Source organism: Pseudomonas fildesensis (genome assembly GCF_001050345.1).
Classification (GTDB): domain Bacteria; phylum Pseudomonadota; class Gammaproteobacteria; order Pseudomonadales; family Pseudomonadaceae; genus Aquipseudomonas; species Aquipseudomonas fildesensis.
The window spans coordinates 17,927-34,449 of record NZ_LFMW01000023.1 but is presented as its reverse complement, the minus strand read 5'-3'; the positions used below and the strand labels follow the sequence as shown (position 1 = coordinate 34,449).

Below are 16,523 nucleotides of genomic sequence, written 5' to 3'. Positions count from 1 at the left end.
AACCTGCCTACTCGGTCTGCCTGAATTACCTCGTTCATCCGACTGGGGCTGCTTCGCACCCCAACGGGAGCAAGCTCCCTCGCCACAATAAGCAGTGTGTCAGCCACTATTAAGGCCAAACACCGTCACTGTGGCGAGGGAGCTTGCTCCCGTTGGGCCGCGCAGCGGCCCCAAAACCTGCCTACTCGGTCTGCCTGAATTACCTTCGTTCATCCGACTGGGGCCGCTGCGCAGCCCAACGGGAGCAAGCTCCCTCGCCACAATAAGCAGTGTGTCAGCCACAGGGGGATTCTTCAGTCTTGGAAGAGTGCTCGGCGCGATGGCTCAGTGCGATGTCCCCTCCGCAAATTCCACCTTATTCCCCACGTTGTACTTGCCCGACGGTTTGTTCATGGGCAGGCGCTTGATCTCCTTGAGCGTCTGGCTGTCGTAGACGATGAGCGCACCGTCAGTGGCCCAGATACTCAGCAACAGGTAGCGGCCGTCGCGGGTGAATTCCACGTGGGCGGCGGTCTTGCCCGGCATTGGCCGCAGGGTGTGGGCGATCTCCAGGGTCTGCTTGTCGATCAGGTGAATCGCGTCGTTGTCCGGCCCGAAAAACACATCGCTCCACACATAGCGCGAGTTCACATGGCTGCGCATGAAAAAGCCCGGGCCGAGGGTGGGGATCTGTTTGATCAGCTTCCAGGTCTTGAGGTCGATCACCGAGATCTGCCCCTTGCTGATATTGGGCGTGGCAAATACCCATTGCCCGTTGCGTTGCCAGTAAGTCCCCGAGCCCAGGTGCGGCATGCCGGACAGCGGGATGTCGGTGACGACCTGGCCGGTGTCCAGGTCGATCACCTGGCCGCCACCGGCCTTGCGTGAGGTGGCCACCAGTTGCCGGTAATCGGGCGAGAATGAAAAGTCATCGAGCACGTCCTGGGCCTGGATGCGCCGGGGTTCGAAGCTGGGCTGGGCGGCGGCATAGGACAACTCCCACACCTCGTTCACGTCTTTGAGCGCCACGATAAAGCTGTTGCGCGGCGGTGCGGTGTACACCGCGCTGACCCGCGAGGCCGTGTCCAGGGTCTTGACCAGTGACAGGTCGCGCGCATTCAGCAGCACCAGGTTGCCCGGCAGGTAATTGCCCGCCAGCACCCAGCGCCCGTCCTTGCTCACCGCCAGGTTGCGGGTGTTGAGGCCCACGCGGGTTTCAGCGATCAGCTTGAGGTTGTGCAGGTCGTACTGGCTGATCCAGCCGTCCCGCGAGGCGAAGTACACAAAGCGCCCGTCGGGGGAGAATTTCGGCCCGCCGTGCACCGCGAAGTGGGTGGGGAAACGGTCCAGCACGGCAAAGGTGTTGCCGTCGAGAATGTCGATGTGATGGTCACCCGATTCCACCACCACAAACAGGTTGAGCGGGTCGGCGTGGTGTTGAGGGGTGGTGGGCAGTTGGTTTACATCGGCCAGCAGCCTGTGGCTGTTACGGATGTCGCGCTCATCCCAGGTGGCCGGTGAGGCCGGCGGTTGTTGCAGGAAACTCGCCAGGCCATCGATTTGCGCGGCGCTCAGTTGCGGCGCGAAGGCCGCCATCTGGCTGGCGGGGCGGCCTTGTTCGATGACCTTGCGTACCTCCTCTGGCTTGATCCGCCCGAGGCTTTCCGGAAGCAGCGCCGGGCCGGTGGCGCCGATGCGGTTGAGGCCATGGCAGCTTTCGCAGTGGAGGTGATAGTCCTCCGCCGGCGTGCTGTGCGCGGCGCCGGCCCACAGCAACGGCACCAGCAGCAGGCGTTTCATACCGCCACCGATTCACGGGCCGGCGACAGGCTGGCCGGGTAGTGCAGGGCGGCCCCGGCAAACAGGTTCACCACCTGGCCGATCACCGTCAACGTGGGCACGCCGGGTTCGCAGTCGGCGGCCAGGGTCGGTAATTGGCGCAGGGTGCCACGGGCCACACGCTGGTCGGCGCGGGCGCCGTTGCTGATCAACGCCGCCGGCGTATCCCCCGGCAGCCCCGCTGCCACCAGGTGCTCGGCGATCAGCGCCAGGTTCGACAGGCCCATGTAGAACACCAGCGTCTGGCTCGGCTCCGCGAGGCTTGCCCACGGCAGCTTCAACGCGCCGTCGCGCTGCAGGTGCCCGGTGACGAACCGACAGGAGTTGACCAGGTCGCGGTGGGTCAGCGGGATACCGGCATAGGCGCTGCACCCGGACGCGGCGGTGATGCCCGGCACCACCTGGCAGGGAATGCCGCGTGCCAACAGGTACTCCAATTCCTCGGCGCCGCGCCCGAAGATGAACGGGTCGCCGCCCTTGAGGCGCACCACGCGCAGGCCCTGGTCGGCCAGTTCGGCCAGCAGTTCGTTGAGTTGACCCTGGGGCAGGCTATGGCAGCCGCTGGCCTTGCCCACGTAGTGGCGGGCGCACGTCAGGGGGATCAGGGTCAGCAACTCGGCGCTGACCAGTCGGTCGAAGACCACGGCATCGGCCTGCATCAACAGGCTCCAGGCACGCAGCGTCAACAGGCATGGGTCGCCGGGGCCGGCACCGACTAACGCGACTTCGCCGGGTTGGAACGCGCTGTGCAAACTGGCAGGTAGGGCGGTTGAAGTGTGCATGAGACGTCCTTGGTTCATCATCAGGTAGGCGGCCCCCGGTTGTGTCACCGGGTGGTCGAGCAAGGGATCTGGGCAGAAGGTTGCGAGGTGATCTCGGCGTCGCTGAAGTAGCAACCGGGGTCCGGGCCCCAGAGGTCGCCATCGGCCCAGGCACGGGTGCGCGTATTGCCGTTGCAGATCGGCAGCCAGCGGCACTCGGCACAACGCCCGCCGATGCTGCGCGGGTGTTCGCGCAGGCGCAGCAGCAGCGGGTCGGGTTGGTCCAGCCACAGCTGGCGGAAGGTGGTGTTGCGCACGTTGCCCACCGAGTGCTGCCACCAGTAGGTGTCGGGGTGCACCTCGCCGGTGTTGTCGATATTCGCGATGCCGCTGCCCGAGGCGTTGCCGCCCCAGTCGTGCAGCAGCTGTTCCAGCTGCGGGTAGTGCTCGGGCAGATGAGCGTGCACCCATTGCAGCAACAGCACCGCGTCGGCGTCGTTGTTGCCGCTGACGAAGTCGCTGTCGATGCCGTGCTCGATGTCGTGCCAGGCCTGCTGGAAGATCAGCGACATCGCATCGCGGCTCATCTGGCGGTGGGCATCGAGCTGGCGGCTGCGCTTGCCGCGCCCGCTGTAGTTGAGGTGCGACAGGTAGAACTTCTGCACATCGTAAGTGCGCATCAGCGCCAGCAGTTGCGGCAACTGTGCGTGGTTTTCCTGGGTCAGGGTGGTGCGCAGGCCCACGCGAATCCCGGCCTCGCGGCACAGGCGGATGGCGTGCATCGAGCGTTGGAAACTGCCGTGCAACTGGCGAAACGCGTCGTGGGTCGCCTCCAGGCCGTCGATGCTGATGCCCACGTAGTCGAAATGTGCGTCGGCGATCTGCTGGATATTCTGCTCGTCGATCAGCGTGCCGTTAGTCGACAGCGCGACGAAAAAACCTTTGTCGCGGGCATAGGCGCTGAGCTGGAACAGGTCCTCGCGCAGCAGCGGTTCGCCCCCGGACAGGATCAACACGCGCACGCCGGCCGCGTGCAAATCATCGATCACCTGGAGGGCCGCCGGGGTGTCCAGCTCATTGCGGAACACGCTGTCGGCGCTGGTGGCGTAACAGTGTTTGCAGGTGAGGTTGCAGCGCCGCAGCAGGTTCCATATCACCACGGGCGGCCGGTCGCTGCCGGGAGCCGAGGCACGGGGTGGCGGGCATTGGCCGGCCAGGGTGCGCAAGTATTGACTGATCCGCAGCATGGAGCGTTCCTCTAATGCGCCGGCGCCAGGCGCAGGCCGGTTTTTTTCAGGATGCGGCTGCTCACCAGCATCTCTTCGGCGCGGCAGGCATCGCCCAGCAGGAACCGCAGGTGCTCGCGGTAGCTGTCGATTTCTTCGCGGCTGCGGCCATGCACCATGGCGAACAGGTTGTAGGGCCAGTCGGGACGGCGCGGGCGGCGATAGCAATGGCTGACAAACGGCTGCGCGCCGATCAGTTCCCCCAGGCGGGGCATCTGCACATCGGCCACGTCCCACACCGTCATGCCGTTATGGCGATAACCCAGGCGGTAATGGTTGGGCACGGCGGCGATCCGCCGAATGGCGCCTTCGGCTTGCAGGCGCTTGAGCAGGTCGAGGGTCGATTCGACGCTGATGCCCAATTGTTCGGCGAGCCAGGCCCACGGGTCTTCCACCAGCGGCAATCCGCTTTGGGTGAGGGCGACCAGGCTCAGCGCCAGGGTGTCGTCAGACCGGGAAATACAGACCGACATGGTAGGTTTGCTCCTTCGGCAAGTTGAGCACCGCCAACCCCGTCAGGGCCTCGATGCGGGACAGGGTGGCGGCCAGCTCCGCCTCGGTGGCGCAGGCCAGCACGAACCACATGTTCCAGCGGTGGTCGCGGCGGTAGTTGTGGGCCACCTGGGGCAGGGCGTTGAGCTGTTCGGCGACGGCATCAAAACGTGCCTCGGGCACCGCCAACGCCGCGAGGGTGAAGGCGCCGCCGAGACGCTCGATATCGAACATCGGTCCGAAACGTGTGAGCACGCCGTCTTCGAGCAAGTCGTGCAGGCGGTCGAGTACTTCACACGGACGGCTATGCAGCTCCTGCGCTATCTGCTGCCAGGGCTCGCGCACCAGTGGCAGGCCAAGTTGCAGGCGGTTGATCAGGCGCCGGTCAAGATCATCCATGGGCCCACACCTGTGACGGCGGCGGCGCGAAACGCCCGCCGCATTGCTTGAAGGCGCGGGTGCTGAACAGCAGTTGATAGGGCAGGTCGCTGAGCATGTGCTGGTCGAGCAGGGCCTGGATCTGCGCCTCGACCGCACTGCGCTCGCGGCCGTGCACCATGCAAAACAGGTTGTAGCGCCACTGCGGCAGACGCCTTGGCCGCTGATAACACAGGTTCACGCCCGGCGCGCGGCCCAGGCGCTGACCCACTTCGTCGACCAGGGCATCGGGCACATCCAGCACCAGCATCGCGTTGGCCACATACCCCAGGGCACGGTGGTTGAGCACCAGGCCGACGCGGCGAAACAGGCCCTGGTCGTGCCATTGCTGCATCTGTTGCAGCACTTGATCGTGATGGGCGCCAATGCGCTCGGCGAGGTCGTCGTAGGGCCGTGCCACAATCGGCAGACCGCTCTCCAGGCACTGGCGCAGGTCGAGCATCTGTTCATGGCTGAGGGGCGTGATCACGGGTGCACTCCCAGGGAAAAGCCGAGGTCGATGCGGTAGGCGGTGAGCATCGGCAAGTCCAGCGGCGTGAGGCCGGTGTCTTTCTCCAGCTCATCGAGGATTTGCTGCAGGTGCTCGCGATGGGGGCCGGTCAGCACAAACCACAGGTTGTAGTGATGTTCGCGGGCATAGTTGTGATTGACTTCCGGGTACTGGCTGACCCGCCGGGCCACCTGTTCCAGGCGCTCAAGTGGCACGGCCAGGGCGGCCAGGGTGCTGGCCCCGGCGCGGGTATGCTCGAACACCGGCCCGATGCGCGACAGGGCACCGGCCAGTTCCAGGCGTTGCAGGCACGCCATGACGTCGGCCTCGTAGCACCCCAACACCTGGGCCATTTCCCGGTAGGGCTCGGCGCACAGCGGCATGCCGTGCTGGAAGCGTTCGATCAATTGCTGGCTGAGTCGATCAAGGTCCATCTCAATACCCCATTTTTTGCGCGCGAATGCTGAAGAAAATGCCGCTGGGGCTCTGGGCCGGCAGGGTTTTGAGCAAGGTCAGACGGTACGGGTCCCACACCTGCAGCTGCTCGCCGTCGCGCACCGACAGCCACAGTTGCTCGCCACGGCCGGTGAACTCCATATGCAGCACGCCGGGGCCGGGCTTGAGGTTGGCGACTACCTGGTGGGTTTGCGTGTCGATCACCTGCACCCGGTCGTTGTCGGGGTAGGCGAAGTTCACCCAGAGCTGACGCCCGTCGGGGCGTGCGGTGACAAAAATCGGTTGCCCGGCCACTGCGATCACTGCGGTTTGCTGCCAGCTGCGCGCGTCCATCACCAGCACTTGATGGCGGCCCACGGCTGGCACGAAGGCCTGGTTGTCGGCCACAGCCCAGCCCTCGAGGTGGGGCATCTTGTACACCGGCAGCTTGGCCTGGCCGCGCCCGTAATCCTTCAGCACACGCTGCACGCCGCGTTCCGGGTGCCACAGGTCGAGCTGGGCCATGCCGTCTTCACCGAACAGCCCGGCCATGTAGTAGCGGCCATCGGCGGTGATCAGTGCGTCATAGGGTTGCTCGCCGACCTTCGTGAAGCGGGTGATCTGCGGCGTGTTGCCGTGGCTGAAGTCGGCGCTCCAGATTTCGCCGCTGTCGAACAGGCTGAACACGAAGCGCTGCCCCGGCGCATCCACCAGGCCGACCACCCGCGAGCGTTTGCCGTCGGCCAGGGCGGTGGCGGGAATGTCCGCGACCTGTTGCAGGGTGCTGGCGTCGAACACCTTGACCCCGCCCGGCACGTAGTTGGACACGGCAATCAGGCGCCCATCCTGGCTGATGGCGCCGCCGATGCTGTTGCCGCCCTGCACGATGCGCCGCTCGATGCGTTGGGTCAGCAGGTCGACCTTGGTCAGCCCGCCATCGCGGGCGAACACATAGGCGTAACGCTGGTCGCGGGAAAATACCGCCGAGGCATGGGACAAATCCCCCAAACCCTCGATGCGCGCCAATGCAGTCATGCCGGTGCTTTCGATGATCTGCACGCTGCCATTGGCGCGCTCGATCACCAGGCCAAGATCACCACTGCCGCGCAGTGCCGGTTGAGTACAGGCGCCCAGCAACAGGCAGAGGGATAACAGTGCGGGACGCATCATGGTGCGGGGCTTCCTTGCAAGAGGCGGTCGACCAGCCAGGCGATATCGCCGGTGCTGAGCAGTGGGCCCCAGCCGGGCATGGCGCGGGCAGGGCGGCCGTAGGTCACGGTGGCAATCAGGCTGTCGCGGCTGTGGTTGGCGAGGGCCTGGGGTGTGAGGGCCGGGCCCAGGCCGCCGGTCAAGTGCAGGCCATGGCAGGCGCCACAATCCTGGGTCAGCAGGTGTTCCAGGCGGGCAGCGTCCGGAGTGGCCGCAGCCCGCGCGGGGATCAGCAGGAACAGCGCCACGGCCGAACCGATCATCGATGCTTTCATGGCGTGCTCCTTGTGCTTATTTCAAGGTCAGAACCCACTCGGCCAACACCTTGGCCTCGTCATCCGTGACCTGATTCGGCGGCATCGGGATCGGCCCCCAGTTGCCTTGGGTGCCATTCTTGATACGGCCAGCCAGGGTGGTGGCGGCGTCTTTTACACCGGCGTTCTTGGCCGCAACATCTTTCAAAGCGGGCCCCACTACCTTGCTGTCGATGGCATGGCAGGCGGCGCAGGGTTTGCTCTTGAACAGCGTCGGGCCGTCTTGCGCCAGGGCCGGTTGCAGGCTGACCGCAGCCGTACAGGCCAGCAGTGCGAGGAGAATATTTTTCATTGGGATACCTCGTGTTGATGGGGCTCAATAAATGTCGTGTTGGGTGTTGTAGACGTTGAATTTTCCGGTCGGCGTGATCAGGCGCTTGTCCTTGATCACCTGCTTGAGCTTGAGGGTCTTGTCATCGATCACCACCAGCGCCGATTCTTCGGTCTGGCCGTTCCAGACCGAGAACCACACTTCATCGCCGGCCTTGTTGTATTCCGGTTGCACCACGCGCAGGGCGCCTTGCTTGATGCCGGAATACTCGGCAATCGGCAGCACGGTGTAGCCCTTGTCCAGCTTGTCGAGGTCGAACACGGCCACCGACTGACTGAGCTTGGCGTCAGGGTTGAGGGTGGTGTCCACATACAGATGCCGCGAGTTGGGGTGGGTCTTGATAAACAGCGAACCGCCGCCCTGGCCCTTGAGGGATTCCACTTGCTTCCAGGCATATTGCGGGTGCTTGACCGGGTCGGTGCCGATCACTGAAATGCCGCCGTCACCCAGGTGACTGGTGGCCCACACCGGCCCGAATTTGGGGTGAATAAAGTTGGCGCCGCGCCCTGGGTGCGGGGTTTTGCCCACGTCCACCAGCGCGGTGAGCTTGCGCTCCCTGGAGTCGATCACCGCAACCTTGTTGGAGTTGTTCGCCGCCGTCATGAAGTAGCGGTGCGTGCTGTCCCAGCCGCCGTCATGCAGGAACGGCGCGGCGTCGATGGTGGTGATGGTGAGGTTCTTGATGTCCTGGTAATTGACCAGCATCACCTTGCCGGTTTCCTTGACGTTGACGATGAACTCCGGCCATTCATGGGACGCGATGATCGCCGCCACGCGCGGTTCCGGGTGGTACTCCTGCTTGTCGACGGTCATGCCCCGGGTGGACACGATCTGCTTGGGCTCCAGGGTCTCGCCATCCATGATGGTGAACTGCGGCGGCCAGTAGGAACCGGCAATCGTGTATTTGTCTTCATAGCCTTTGAACTTGGAGGTCTCCACCGAACGGGCCTCGATGCCCACCTTGATCTCGGCGACTTTGGTCGGCTCCAGAGGCCACAGGTCGATCATGTCGATCTTGGCATCGCGGCCGATCACCAGCAGGTAACGCCCGGAGGCCGAGATGCGCGAGATGTGCACGGCGTAGCCGGTGTCGATCAGCTTGATGATCTGCTTGGTGTCGCCGTCGACCAGGGCGATCTTGCCGTCGTCGCGCAGGGTGACTGAAAAGATGTTTTGCAGGTTGAGTGTGTTCAGCTGTTTTTTCGGCCGGTCTTCGGGCTTGACCAGCACTTTCCAGGTCTTCAGCGTTTCGGCCATGCCCCATTCCGGCGGGGTGGGCGCGGTGTGCTGGATAAACGTGGCCATGGTGGTGATCTGCGCTTTGGTCAGCGCGTTGGACGTGCCCCAGTTCGGCATCCCGGCGGGTGAGCCGTACGTGATCAACGCCTCCAGATAGGCCTGGCCGCGCGCCTGGGTGATGTCCGGTGTCAGCGGCTTGCCGGTTGCGCCTTTGCGCAATACGCCATGGCAACCGGCGCAGCGCTCGAAGTAAATCTGCTTGGAGGCGTCGAAGTCAGCCTGGCTGATATCCGGCGCGCCGGTGGTTTTCACGATACCGGGCGGCGTGTCGCCGTGGGCGGTGATGGGCAGTGCCAGGGCCAGGGCGCAGCTCAAACTGGCGAGACTCAAGACCCAGGGTTTTCTGTTACGAGTCAGCATTCCATTTCTCCTCAGGCAAGACCTTTGCGATGCCCGGCGAAGGCTGGGTAGAGCGCAGGTTCTTAGTGCCGGCCAAGACTATGTTGCAGTAGCGGAATGCTCGCTTGACGGCGATCAAGTTTGCCGATGTGCGTGCTTGCCAGGTTGTCGCAGGGAGCCTTAGCGTGGCCACTGAACCCGTTGTGAGTACATGTGATGACCGAGCCCTTCTACCAACCGCTGAATAACGAACAACACCTGTTCGAGCACGCCTGGCGCCATCACATGCCGGTGCTGATCAAAGGCCCCACGGGCTGTGGCAAGACGCGTTTTGTGCAGCACATGGCGCACCGTCTGAACCTGCCGCTGTACACCGTGGCCTGCCACGACGACCTGAGCGCCGCCGACTTGCTCGGCCGCCACCTGATCGGCACCGACGGTACCTGGTGGCAGGACGGCCCGTTGACCCGCGCCGTGCGCGAGGGCGGTATCTGTTACCTCGACGAAGTGGTCGAGGCGCGCCAGGACACCGCCGTGGTGCTGCACCCGATTGCCGACGAGCGCCGCGAGCTGTTCCTGGAACGCACTGGTGAAGTGCTCAAGGCGCCGTCGTCGTTCATGCTGGTGGTGTCGTATAACCCGGGTTACCAGAACCTGCTCAAGGGTATGAAACCGAGCACGCGCCAGCGCTTTGTCGCCTTGCGGTTCGGTTACCCGCCGACGGCCGACGAGGAACGCATCGTGGCCCGTGAGGCCGGGGTGGATGTTGCGTTGGCCGCACAAGTGGTGCGCCTGGGTCAGGCGTTGCGCCGTCTCGATCAGCATGACCTGGAGGAAGTGGCTTCCACGCGGCTACTGATTTTCACCGCGCGCCTGATCGGCGCCGGGATGAGCCCGCGCGAGGCCTGCATGGCCTGCCTGGCGGAACCGCTGAGCGACGATCCCCTTACCGTGGCGGCGTTGATGGATGTGGTGGATGTTCATTTTGCATGAGCCCCGGCGGGTGCCAGGGGATTTGGCGATGTGGTTTTTTATCCTCGCCGAGTTGACGGTGTTTGCGATTTTGATCCTGGCGTTTGCCGTGACCCAGGTGCTCAAGCCTGAGGTGTTTGCCCAGGGGCGGGCGCAGTTGGATACGTCGACGGGGTTGGCGATGACCTTGAGTCTGCTGACGGCGGGGTTGTTGGCGGCGCTGGCGGTGCAACAGGTGCGTTTGGGGCGCTCGCGTCAGGGGTGTGCCTTGTTGCTTGGGGCGTTGCTGGTGGCGCTGGTCTACGTATGGATCAAGGTCGCTGAATACGCTCACCTCGCCGGTTCAGGGTTGGGGCTTGAGTACAGCACGTTCTTTACGCTGTATTGGGTGCTTACCGGGTTTCACTTTCTGCATGTGTTGCTGGGGATGGTGATTCTGGGTTGGCTTGCCTGGCGGTGTTGGCAGCGGGCTTACCGGGTGCCGGGTTTGAGTGGGTTGGAGTCGGGGGTGTTGTATTGGCATATGGTGGATTTGGTTTGGGTGGTGTTGTTTCCGTTGGTTTATGTGATCCGTTGAGGTGTGTATGGGGGGCTCTCAAACGCTGATCCTGTGTTGGGCACTGTTGGTGGCGCTGAGCGTTGGCACTGTGCTGACCGGAGCGTCCGGGTTGTGGTTGGTGGTTTTGGTGCTGGCGGTGGTTAAGGGGTGGGTGATTGTGGATGGGTTTATGGCGTTGCGTTATGCGCCGCTTTTGTGGCGTTTTGCGATGTTGGGGTGGGTGGGGGTTTTAGTCGTGGCGGCCTTTGGGTCGACCAGGCTGTTGGGGTAGGTTTATCGTGTACATATCCGTTTTTGCGGTAACGGCGGCTTATGGTTCCGCTCTTACAGCGGGTCACTTTTGGAAGAGCGCCAAAAGTAACCAAAAACGCGTCGCCCCACCACTCGGCACCTCGCTTAGGCTCGGTGTGCCCGAACGCAGGCTTTGGAGCGTGGGACGCCGCCATGGGCCATCCATGGCCCAGGGCGGCTAACCCGGCGTCCTGCCGGGTTGCCCACGCTCCAAAGCCTGCGTTCGGCCAGCGTGGTTTTACGGGGCGCCGAAGATCAAAAGCAAAAGCACGGCGGCCTTAGAGCCGACCGGTTTTGTGTGTGCCGAACTCCGTTAGAAGTGTGGGAGGGGGCTTGCTCCCGATGAGGCAGTGTCAGTTGATACATAAGTTGGCTGATCCACTGCCATCGGGAGCAAGCCCCCTCCCACATTTGGATCTCCATAGATCAGATAGACCTTATTCTGGCTTTTGCTCTTGATTTTGATCTCAGGCGCCCCGTTAAACACGCTGGCCTGCGTACGGGCACACCGAGCCTAAGCGAGGTGCCGAGTGGTGGGGCGACGCGTTTTTGGTTACTTTTGGGGCTCTTTTCCAAAAGTGACCCGCTGTAAGAGCGGAACCCATAGCGGCCGTTACCGCAGAAACGGATATGTACACCCCCCCATCCCCCCCAAAAAATACCCCACCAAAACCATCAACATTTCTTGATCGCCATCAAGCAGCTTTCACCCCTCACCTCCCTATCATCACCTGGCCAAGCAATGAGGAAGCGACCATGTCAGAGACCTTCACCAAGGGCATGGCCAGGAATATCTACTTCGGAGGAAGCGTGTTCTTCTTCCTGATTTTCCTGGCCCTGACCTACCACACCGAACAAACCTTTCCCTCCCGCAGCAATCAGGACCAGCTCACCGAATCTGTCGTACGCGGCAAGGGCGTCTGGGAGCGCAACAACTGCGTCGGCTGCCACACCCTGTTGGGCGAAGGCGCGTATTTCGCGCCGGAGCTGGGCAATGTGTTCAACCGGCGGGGCGGTGATGAAGCGTTCAAACCGTTCCTCCACGCCTGGATGAAAATGCAGCCGCTGGGCGTTCCCGGGCGTCGCGCCATGCCGCAGTTCAACCTCAGCGATCAGGAGGTGGACGATATGGCCGAGTTCCTCAAATGGAGCTCGAAGATCAACACCAATGGCTGGCCGCCAAACAAGGAGGGCTGAGCAATGCGTAGTGCCAATCCATACTTGAAATTCCAATCCCAGGCCGTGGCCAAACCGTATTTTGTATTCGCGCTGATCCTGTTCCTGGGCCAGGTGCTGTTCGGTTTGATCATGGGCTTGCAATACGTCATCGGCGACTTTCTGTTCCCGTTGATTCCCTTCAATGTGGCGCGGATGGTCCACACCAACCTGCTGATCGTCTGGCTGTTGTTCGGCTTTATGGGCGCGGCGTATTACCTGATACCCGAGGAAGCCGACCGCGAGCTGCACAGCCCCAAACTGGCGATTGTGCTGTTTTGGGTGTTCGCTGCCGCCGGGGTGTTGACCATCCTCGGCTACCTGCTGGTGCCCTATGCGGCGCTGGCCAAGCTGACGCACAACGAGCTGCTGCCGACCATGGGGCGCGAGTTCCTGGAGCAGCCGACCATTACCAAAATGGGCATCGTCGTGGTGTGCCTGGGCTTTCTCTACAACATCGGCATGACCCTGCTCAAGGGCCGCAAGACCACCGTCAGCATGGTGATGATGACCGGGCTGATCGGCTTGGCGGTGTTCTTCCTGTTTTCCTTCTACAACCCCGGCAACCTCGCGCGGGACAAGTTTTACTGGTGGTGGGTGGTGCATCTTTGGGTTGAAGGTGTGTGGGAACTGATCATGGGTTCCATGCTCGCTTTCGTGCTGATCAAGGTCACCGGTGTCGACCGCGAAGTAGTGGAGAAATGGTTGTACGTGATCATCGCCATGGCCTTGATCACCGGGATTATCGGCACCGGCCACCACTTCTTCTGGATCGGTGCGCCCGAGGTGTGGTTGTGGGTCGGTTCGATCTTCTCGGCGCTGGAGCCGCTGCCGTTCCTGGCGATGGTGATGTTCGCCTTCACCATGGTCAAACAGCGTCGACGCCAGCACCCCAACCGGGCGGCCACGTTGTGGGCCAAGGGCACCACGGTGACGGCGTTTTTCGGCGCAGGCGTCTGGGGTTTCCTGCACACCCTGGCACCGGTCAATTTCTACACCCACGGCACGCAACTTACAGCTGCCCACGGGCACCTGGCGTTCTTCGGCGCCTACGCGATGATTGTGATGACGCTGATCAGCTACGCCATGCCGCGCCTGCGGGGTATCGGTGAAGCACCGGACCCGCGTTCGCAGACCATAGAGATCTGGGGCTTCTGGCTGATGGTGGTGTCGATGGTGATGATCACGCTGTTCCTCACCGCCGCCGGCGCCGTGCAGGTCTGGCTGCAACGCTGGCAAGTGGATGGTGTGGCCTTGCCGTTCATGGCCACGGTGGAGCATTTGCAAGTGCTGTTCTGGGCGCGGTTGGTCAGTGGCGTGGTGTTCCTGCTCGGATTGCTCTGCTACCTGTACAGCTTCCGGCAACGGGCCCGGGTGGTCGGTGCACCGGCTGCGATCGTCTATTAAACGTTAATCCCGCGATTCAAATGTGGGAGGGGGCTTGCTCCCGATGAGGGGGTGTCAGTTGATACATCTATTGGCTGACCCACCCTTATCGGGAGCAAGCCCCCTCCCACATTTGATCGCGGTACACACGTTGAATACCAAACAGTTGGAGCTCGTCACATGGCCTTTACCCTTGAGTTGGAAGAGTGGGTCGGCAGTGCCTGGCACCGCTTTATCACCCGTCACGCCAGTGCCGATTTCCCGGCCGCACGGGTCGAACTCGCCGACCGCCAGCGCAGCCTGGCCCTGTTGTTTCGCGCCTTGGGCGGTGCCAGTGGAATATCCCTGGAAGCCGCCAGCGAGCGCGACCTGCTGTTGCGCCGCAACCTGTTGATGCGCATCGCCGGCACCTGCAAGCACGCGCCCCTGGCCTCGTGCGATGGCAACCGTCTGCGCCTGCCGTCGAGCCTGGCGGTGTACCCCACCGTCTCCCTGAACCTGGAGTTGTACCGCTGGCTGGCGTTGCTGGCGGCCCATGCGGGCCCCATGACCCATTGGGCCCGCGACAACCAGCGCTGGACCTGGCTGCTGCTGCAACGCTACCCCGCGATGTTGCCCAGCTATCAACGGCTGGTGGACGCGCATCTGGCTTTGCGCCCGCACCCGGCCAGCCTCAAGCCCGCTGAAGCCGCCTTGGAAAAAGCCCTGCGCAAGGCCCTGCGCGAACCCGGCAGCGTACGCCGCCTGCCCAGTAGTGAACGGGCCGCCTGGCCGCTGCCGTTGTGGCTGTACCCCGCGCTGCATCTGGATACCCCCCAAACCCAGGACATTGAAGAGGAGGGCGACGACCTGGCCACCCAACCCGGTGAGCAACAGGGCGCGCCCAAACGTGCCAGCCGGGTCGATGACCCCGCGCGCGACGGCGGCCTGCTGGTGGTGCGCCTGGAAAACCTGTTCAGCTGGACCGAGCACGTCGACCTCGACCGCTGGACCGACGACAGCCAGGATCCGGACGCCGCGCGCGTCGCCGAAGACCTGGATCAACTCAGCCTGTCACGCCAGCGAGTACGCAAGAGTGGCGGCTTGAAGCTGCACCTGGACCTGCCGCCCGCCGACGTCGATGACATCCCCCTGGGCGAAGGCATCAAGTTGCCCGAGTGGGATTACCGTCTTCAATGTTTGCAGGCGCGCTTCGTCAACCTGCAACTGATGCAGCCGCGTGCCGATGCGCCGCAACCCTTGCCCGCTCGGTTGCGCGGCCCGGCCCAGCGCCTGCGTCACCAGTTCCAGCAACTGCGCACTGACCGCCAATGGCTGCGCCAGCAACCCCAGGGTGCGGAACTCGACCTGCAAGCCTGGGTGGATTTCCAGGTGCAGCGCCAGCATGGTGCCTGTGTCGAACGCGGCTTGTTCCAGGAGCAGCGCCACACCCGCCGCGACCTGGCGTGCCTGCTGCTGGCGGACCTGTCGATGTCCACCGATGCCCATTTGAATGACGAGCAAAAAGTCATCGACGTGATCCGCGACAGCCTCCTGCTGTTTGGCGAAAGCCTGGCCGGATCGGGCGATGCGTTTGCGCTGTACGGGTTCTCGTCGTTGCGCCGCCATCAGGTGCGCCTGCAACAGCTCAAAAGCTTTGAGCAGCCGTATGACGACCGCACGCGCGGCTGCATCCAGGCGCTCAAGCCGGGTTACTACACGCGCATGGGCGCCGCGATTCGCCAGGCCACCCACCTGTTGGGGGGCTGTAAACAGCGGCGCAAGTTGTTGTTGCTACTGACCGATGGCAAACCCAATGACCTGGACTTGTATGAGGGCCGCTACGGGGTCGAAGACACCCGTCAGGCGGTGGTGGAGGCGCGGCGCCAGGGCCTGATTCCGTTCTGCATCACCATCGATAAAAAGGCCGGGGATTACCTGCCCTACATGTTCGGCGCCCATGGCTACACCCTGATCCGCCAACCGGAACAACTGCCGCTGCGCCTGCCGCAGCTGTATCGGCAATTGACCGAAGGTCAGTAGAAGTCGCGCGGCAGCCAGAAGAACATTGCGACGCAAAACAGCGTCAAGCCCACAAAGAACCACTGGAAACGCCGCAACCGGCGGGCGTGCACGCGGGCGTCCGAGGCGGGCAGAGCCATGCCGCAGTCTGTGCATTCCTGGCGCACATCGGCATGGCGTTGTTGGCAATACAGGCAGGTTTTCACTCGAATTGTTCCAGGCGCAAGCGGTCCAGGATGGCGATCTGGCGACCGTCCTGGGTGATGATTTTTTCGTCGATCAGGCGCCGGATAATCCGCGAGAAGGTTTCCGGCTGGATCGACAAATGCCCGGCGATCAACTGCTTGGCCATGGGCAGTTCAAAACGGCTGTCGATGCTCTGCAGGCGCACCAGTTGCGTCAACAAGTAGCGCACCACGCGGTGGGTGGCGTTTTTCAGCGACAGGGTTTCGATCTCGTTGACCCGCTGGTGCAGGCGCACGCACAAGGTGCCGAGCAGGGCGAAGGTCAGGCGGCTGTTGCTGTGCAGCAGGCGCATGTAGGTGGCGTTGGACAAGCGATACAACTGCGTGGGGCACACCGCTTCGGCGCAGGCCACGTAGTTGGGGGTGTCCATCAGCATCATGGCTTCGGCGAAGGTGTGGCGTTCGCCGATCACCTCGAAGACTTTCTCCTGGCCATCGGGCGTCAGGCGGTAGATTTTCACCGCGCCGGCGATCACGAAGTAAAACGCATCGGCCGGCTCGCCCTGGCGAAACAGCGGCTCGCCCTTGTCGATGCTGAGCAATTGGCTGCTGGCCATCAGTTCGTCGAGCTGCTCCTCGTTCAACGGCTCAAACAGGTGGTGGCTGCGCAAGATCTGGTGGTGCACGCGATGCAGGACCATG

The 16,523-nt window shown here is 63.2% G+C and carries 19 protein-coding genes; 6 read left to right on the top strand and 13 right to left on the bottom strand.

What is annotated here, in order from left to right; translation table 11 throughout:
- Positions 1–324: 324 nt before the first annotated feature.
- From ACR52_RS25725 to nirS, 11 genes are read right to left on the bottom strand one after another with little or no spacing between them, the layout of a single operon-like run.
- On the bottom strand, positions 325–1,779 hold the full coding sequence (locus ACR52_RS25725) for a cytochrome D1 domain-containing protein (protein ID WP_048730745.1): 1,455 nt from the start codon (positions 1,777–1,779) through the stop codon (positions 325–327).
- A complete protein-coding gene (gene cobA / locus ACR52_RS25720) occupies positions 1,776–2,600 on the bottom strand; it encodes a uroporphyrinogen-III C-methyltransferase (protein ID WP_048730742.1) in 825 nt (274 codons plus the stop codon). Before cobA ends, ACR52_RS25725 begins: the two co-directional genes overlap by 4 nt.
- 44 nt (positions 2,601–2,644) lie before the next feature.
- Positions 2,645–3,826: a heme d1 biosynthesis radical SAM protein NirJ gene (gene nirJ, locus ACR52_RS25715; protein WP_048730740.1), complete on the bottom strand. Its 1,182-nt coding sequence runs from the start codon at positions 3,824–3,826 to the stop codon at positions 2,645–2,647.
- 11 nt (positions 3,827–3,837) lie between these two features.
- Entirely contained in the window at positions 3,838–4,338 is a 501-nt protein-coding gene (gene ahbB, locus ACR52_RS25710; RefSeq protein WP_048730738.1) for a siroheme decarboxylase subunit beta, read from the bottom strand.
- Positions 4,313–4,756, bottom strand: a complete 444-nt coding sequence (locus tag ACR52_RS25705; protein ID WP_048730736.1) for an Lrp/AsnC family transcriptional regulator — start codon at positions 4,754–4,756, stop codon at positions 4,313–4,315. Before ACR52_RS25705 ends, ahbB (ACR52_RS25710) begins: the two co-directional genes overlap by 26 nt.
- Entirely contained in the window at positions 4,749–5,264 is a 516-nt protein-coding gene (gene ahbB, locus ACR52_RS25700) for a siroheme decarboxylase subunit beta (RefSeq protein ID WP_408003355.1), read from the bottom strand. The genes ACR52_RS25705 and ahbB (ACR52_RS25700) overlap by 8 nt, the downstream gene beginning before the upstream one ends.
- Positions 5,261–5,719 (bottom strand): Lrp/AsnC family transcriptional regulator, encoded by a 459-nt coding sequence (locus tag ACR52_RS25695; protein ID WP_048730735.1) that lies wholly within the window; start codon positions 5,717–5,719, stop codon positions 5,261–5,263. The genes ahbB (ACR52_RS25700) and ACR52_RS25695 overlap by 4 nt, the downstream gene beginning before the upstream one ends.
- A 1-nt stretch (position 5,720) precedes the next feature.
- Positions 5,721–6,890: a cytochrome D1 domain-containing protein gene (locus tag ACR52_RS25690; RefSeq protein WP_048730733.1), complete on the bottom strand. Its 1,170-nt coding sequence runs from the start codon at positions 6,888–6,890 to the stop codon at positions 5,721–5,723.
- Positions 6,887–7,204, bottom strand: a complete 318-nt coding sequence (locus tag ACR52_RS25685; RefSeq protein WP_173439342.1) for a c-type cytochrome — start codon at positions 7,202–7,204, stop codon at positions 6,887–6,889. The genes ACR52_RS25690 and ACR52_RS25685 overlap by 4 nt, the downstream gene beginning before the upstream one ends.
- A gap of 16 nt (positions 7,205–7,220) precedes the next feature.
- Positions 7,221–7,535 carry a c-type cytochrome gene (locus ACR52_RS25680; protein ID WP_048730731.1) on the bottom strand — a complete coding sequence of 105 codons (315 nt, stop codon included), beginning with the start codon at positions 7,533–7,535 and terminating at the stop codon, positions 7,221–7,223.
- A gap of 24 nt (positions 7,536–7,559) precedes the next feature.
- Entirely contained in the window at positions 7,560–9,233 is a 1,674-nt protein-coding gene (gene nirS, locus ACR52_RS25675; RefSeq protein WP_048730729.1) for a nitrite reductase, read from the bottom strand.
- Between the two features lie 195 nt (positions 9,234–9,428).
- Between nirS and ACR52_RS25670 the strand changes: the two genes are divergently transcribed.
- From ACR52_RS25670 to ACR52_RS25645, 6 genes are all read left to right on the top strand, one after another.
- Positions 9,429–10,205 (top strand): CbbQ/NirQ/NorQ/GpvN family protein, encoded by a 777-nt coding sequence (locus ACR52_RS25670; protein ID WP_048730727.1) that lies wholly within the window; start codon positions 9,429–9,431, stop codon positions 10,203–10,205.
- The gene (locus ACR52_RS25665; protein ID WP_048730725.1) at positions 10,189–10,761 is read left to right on the top strand and encodes a cytochrome c oxidase subunit 3; all 573 of its coding nucleotides are present in this window, start codon (positions 10,189–10,191) and stop codon (positions 10,759–10,761) included. The genes ACR52_RS25670 and ACR52_RS25665 overlap by 17 nt, the downstream gene beginning before the upstream one ends.
- A 7-nt stretch (positions 10,762–10,768) precedes the next feature.
- On the top strand, positions 10,769–11,014 hold the full coding sequence (locus ACR52_RS25660) for a cytochrome C oxidase subunit IV family protein (protein WP_048730724.1): 246 nt from the start codon (positions 10,769–10,771) through the stop codon (positions 11,012–11,014).
- Positions 11,015–11,790: 776 nt separating this feature from the next.
- Positions 11,791–12,231 (top strand): c-type cytochrome, encoded by a 441-nt coding sequence (locus ACR52_RS25655; protein WP_048730723.1) that lies wholly within the window; start codon positions 11,791–11,793, stop codon positions 12,229–12,231.
- Between the two features lie 3 nt (positions 12,232–12,234).
- Entirely contained in the window at positions 12,235–13,656 is a 1,422-nt protein-coding gene (locus ACR52_RS25650; protein ID WP_048730721.1) for a cbb3-type cytochrome c oxidase subunit I, read from the top strand.
- A gap of 159 nt (positions 13,657–13,815) precedes the next feature.
- Entirely contained in the window at positions 13,816–15,657 is a 1,842-nt protein-coding gene (locus ACR52_RS25645; protein WP_048730719.1) for a nitric oxide reductase activation protein NorD, read from the top strand.
- Here ACR52_RS25645 and ACR52_RS25640 read toward each other — a convergent pair.
- Together ACR52_RS25640 and ACR52_RS25635 are read right to left on the bottom strand one after the other, a co-directional pair.
- Positions 15,651–15,842: a hypothetical protein gene (locus tag ACR52_RS25640; RefSeq protein WP_048730717.1), complete on the bottom strand. Its 192-nt coding sequence runs from the start codon at positions 15,840–15,842 to the stop codon at positions 15,651–15,653. The genes ACR52_RS25645 and ACR52_RS25640 overlap by 7 nt on opposite strands.
- Complete coding sequence (locus ACR52_RS25635; RefSeq protein WP_048730715.1) at positions 15,839–16,522, bottom strand: Crp/Fnr family transcriptional regulator; 684 nt, start codon at positions 16,520–16,522, stop codon at positions 15,839–15,841. The genes ACR52_RS25640 and ACR52_RS25635 overlap by 4 nt, the downstream gene beginning before the upstream one ends.
- Between the last annotated feature and the right edge of the window lies 1 nt (position 16,523).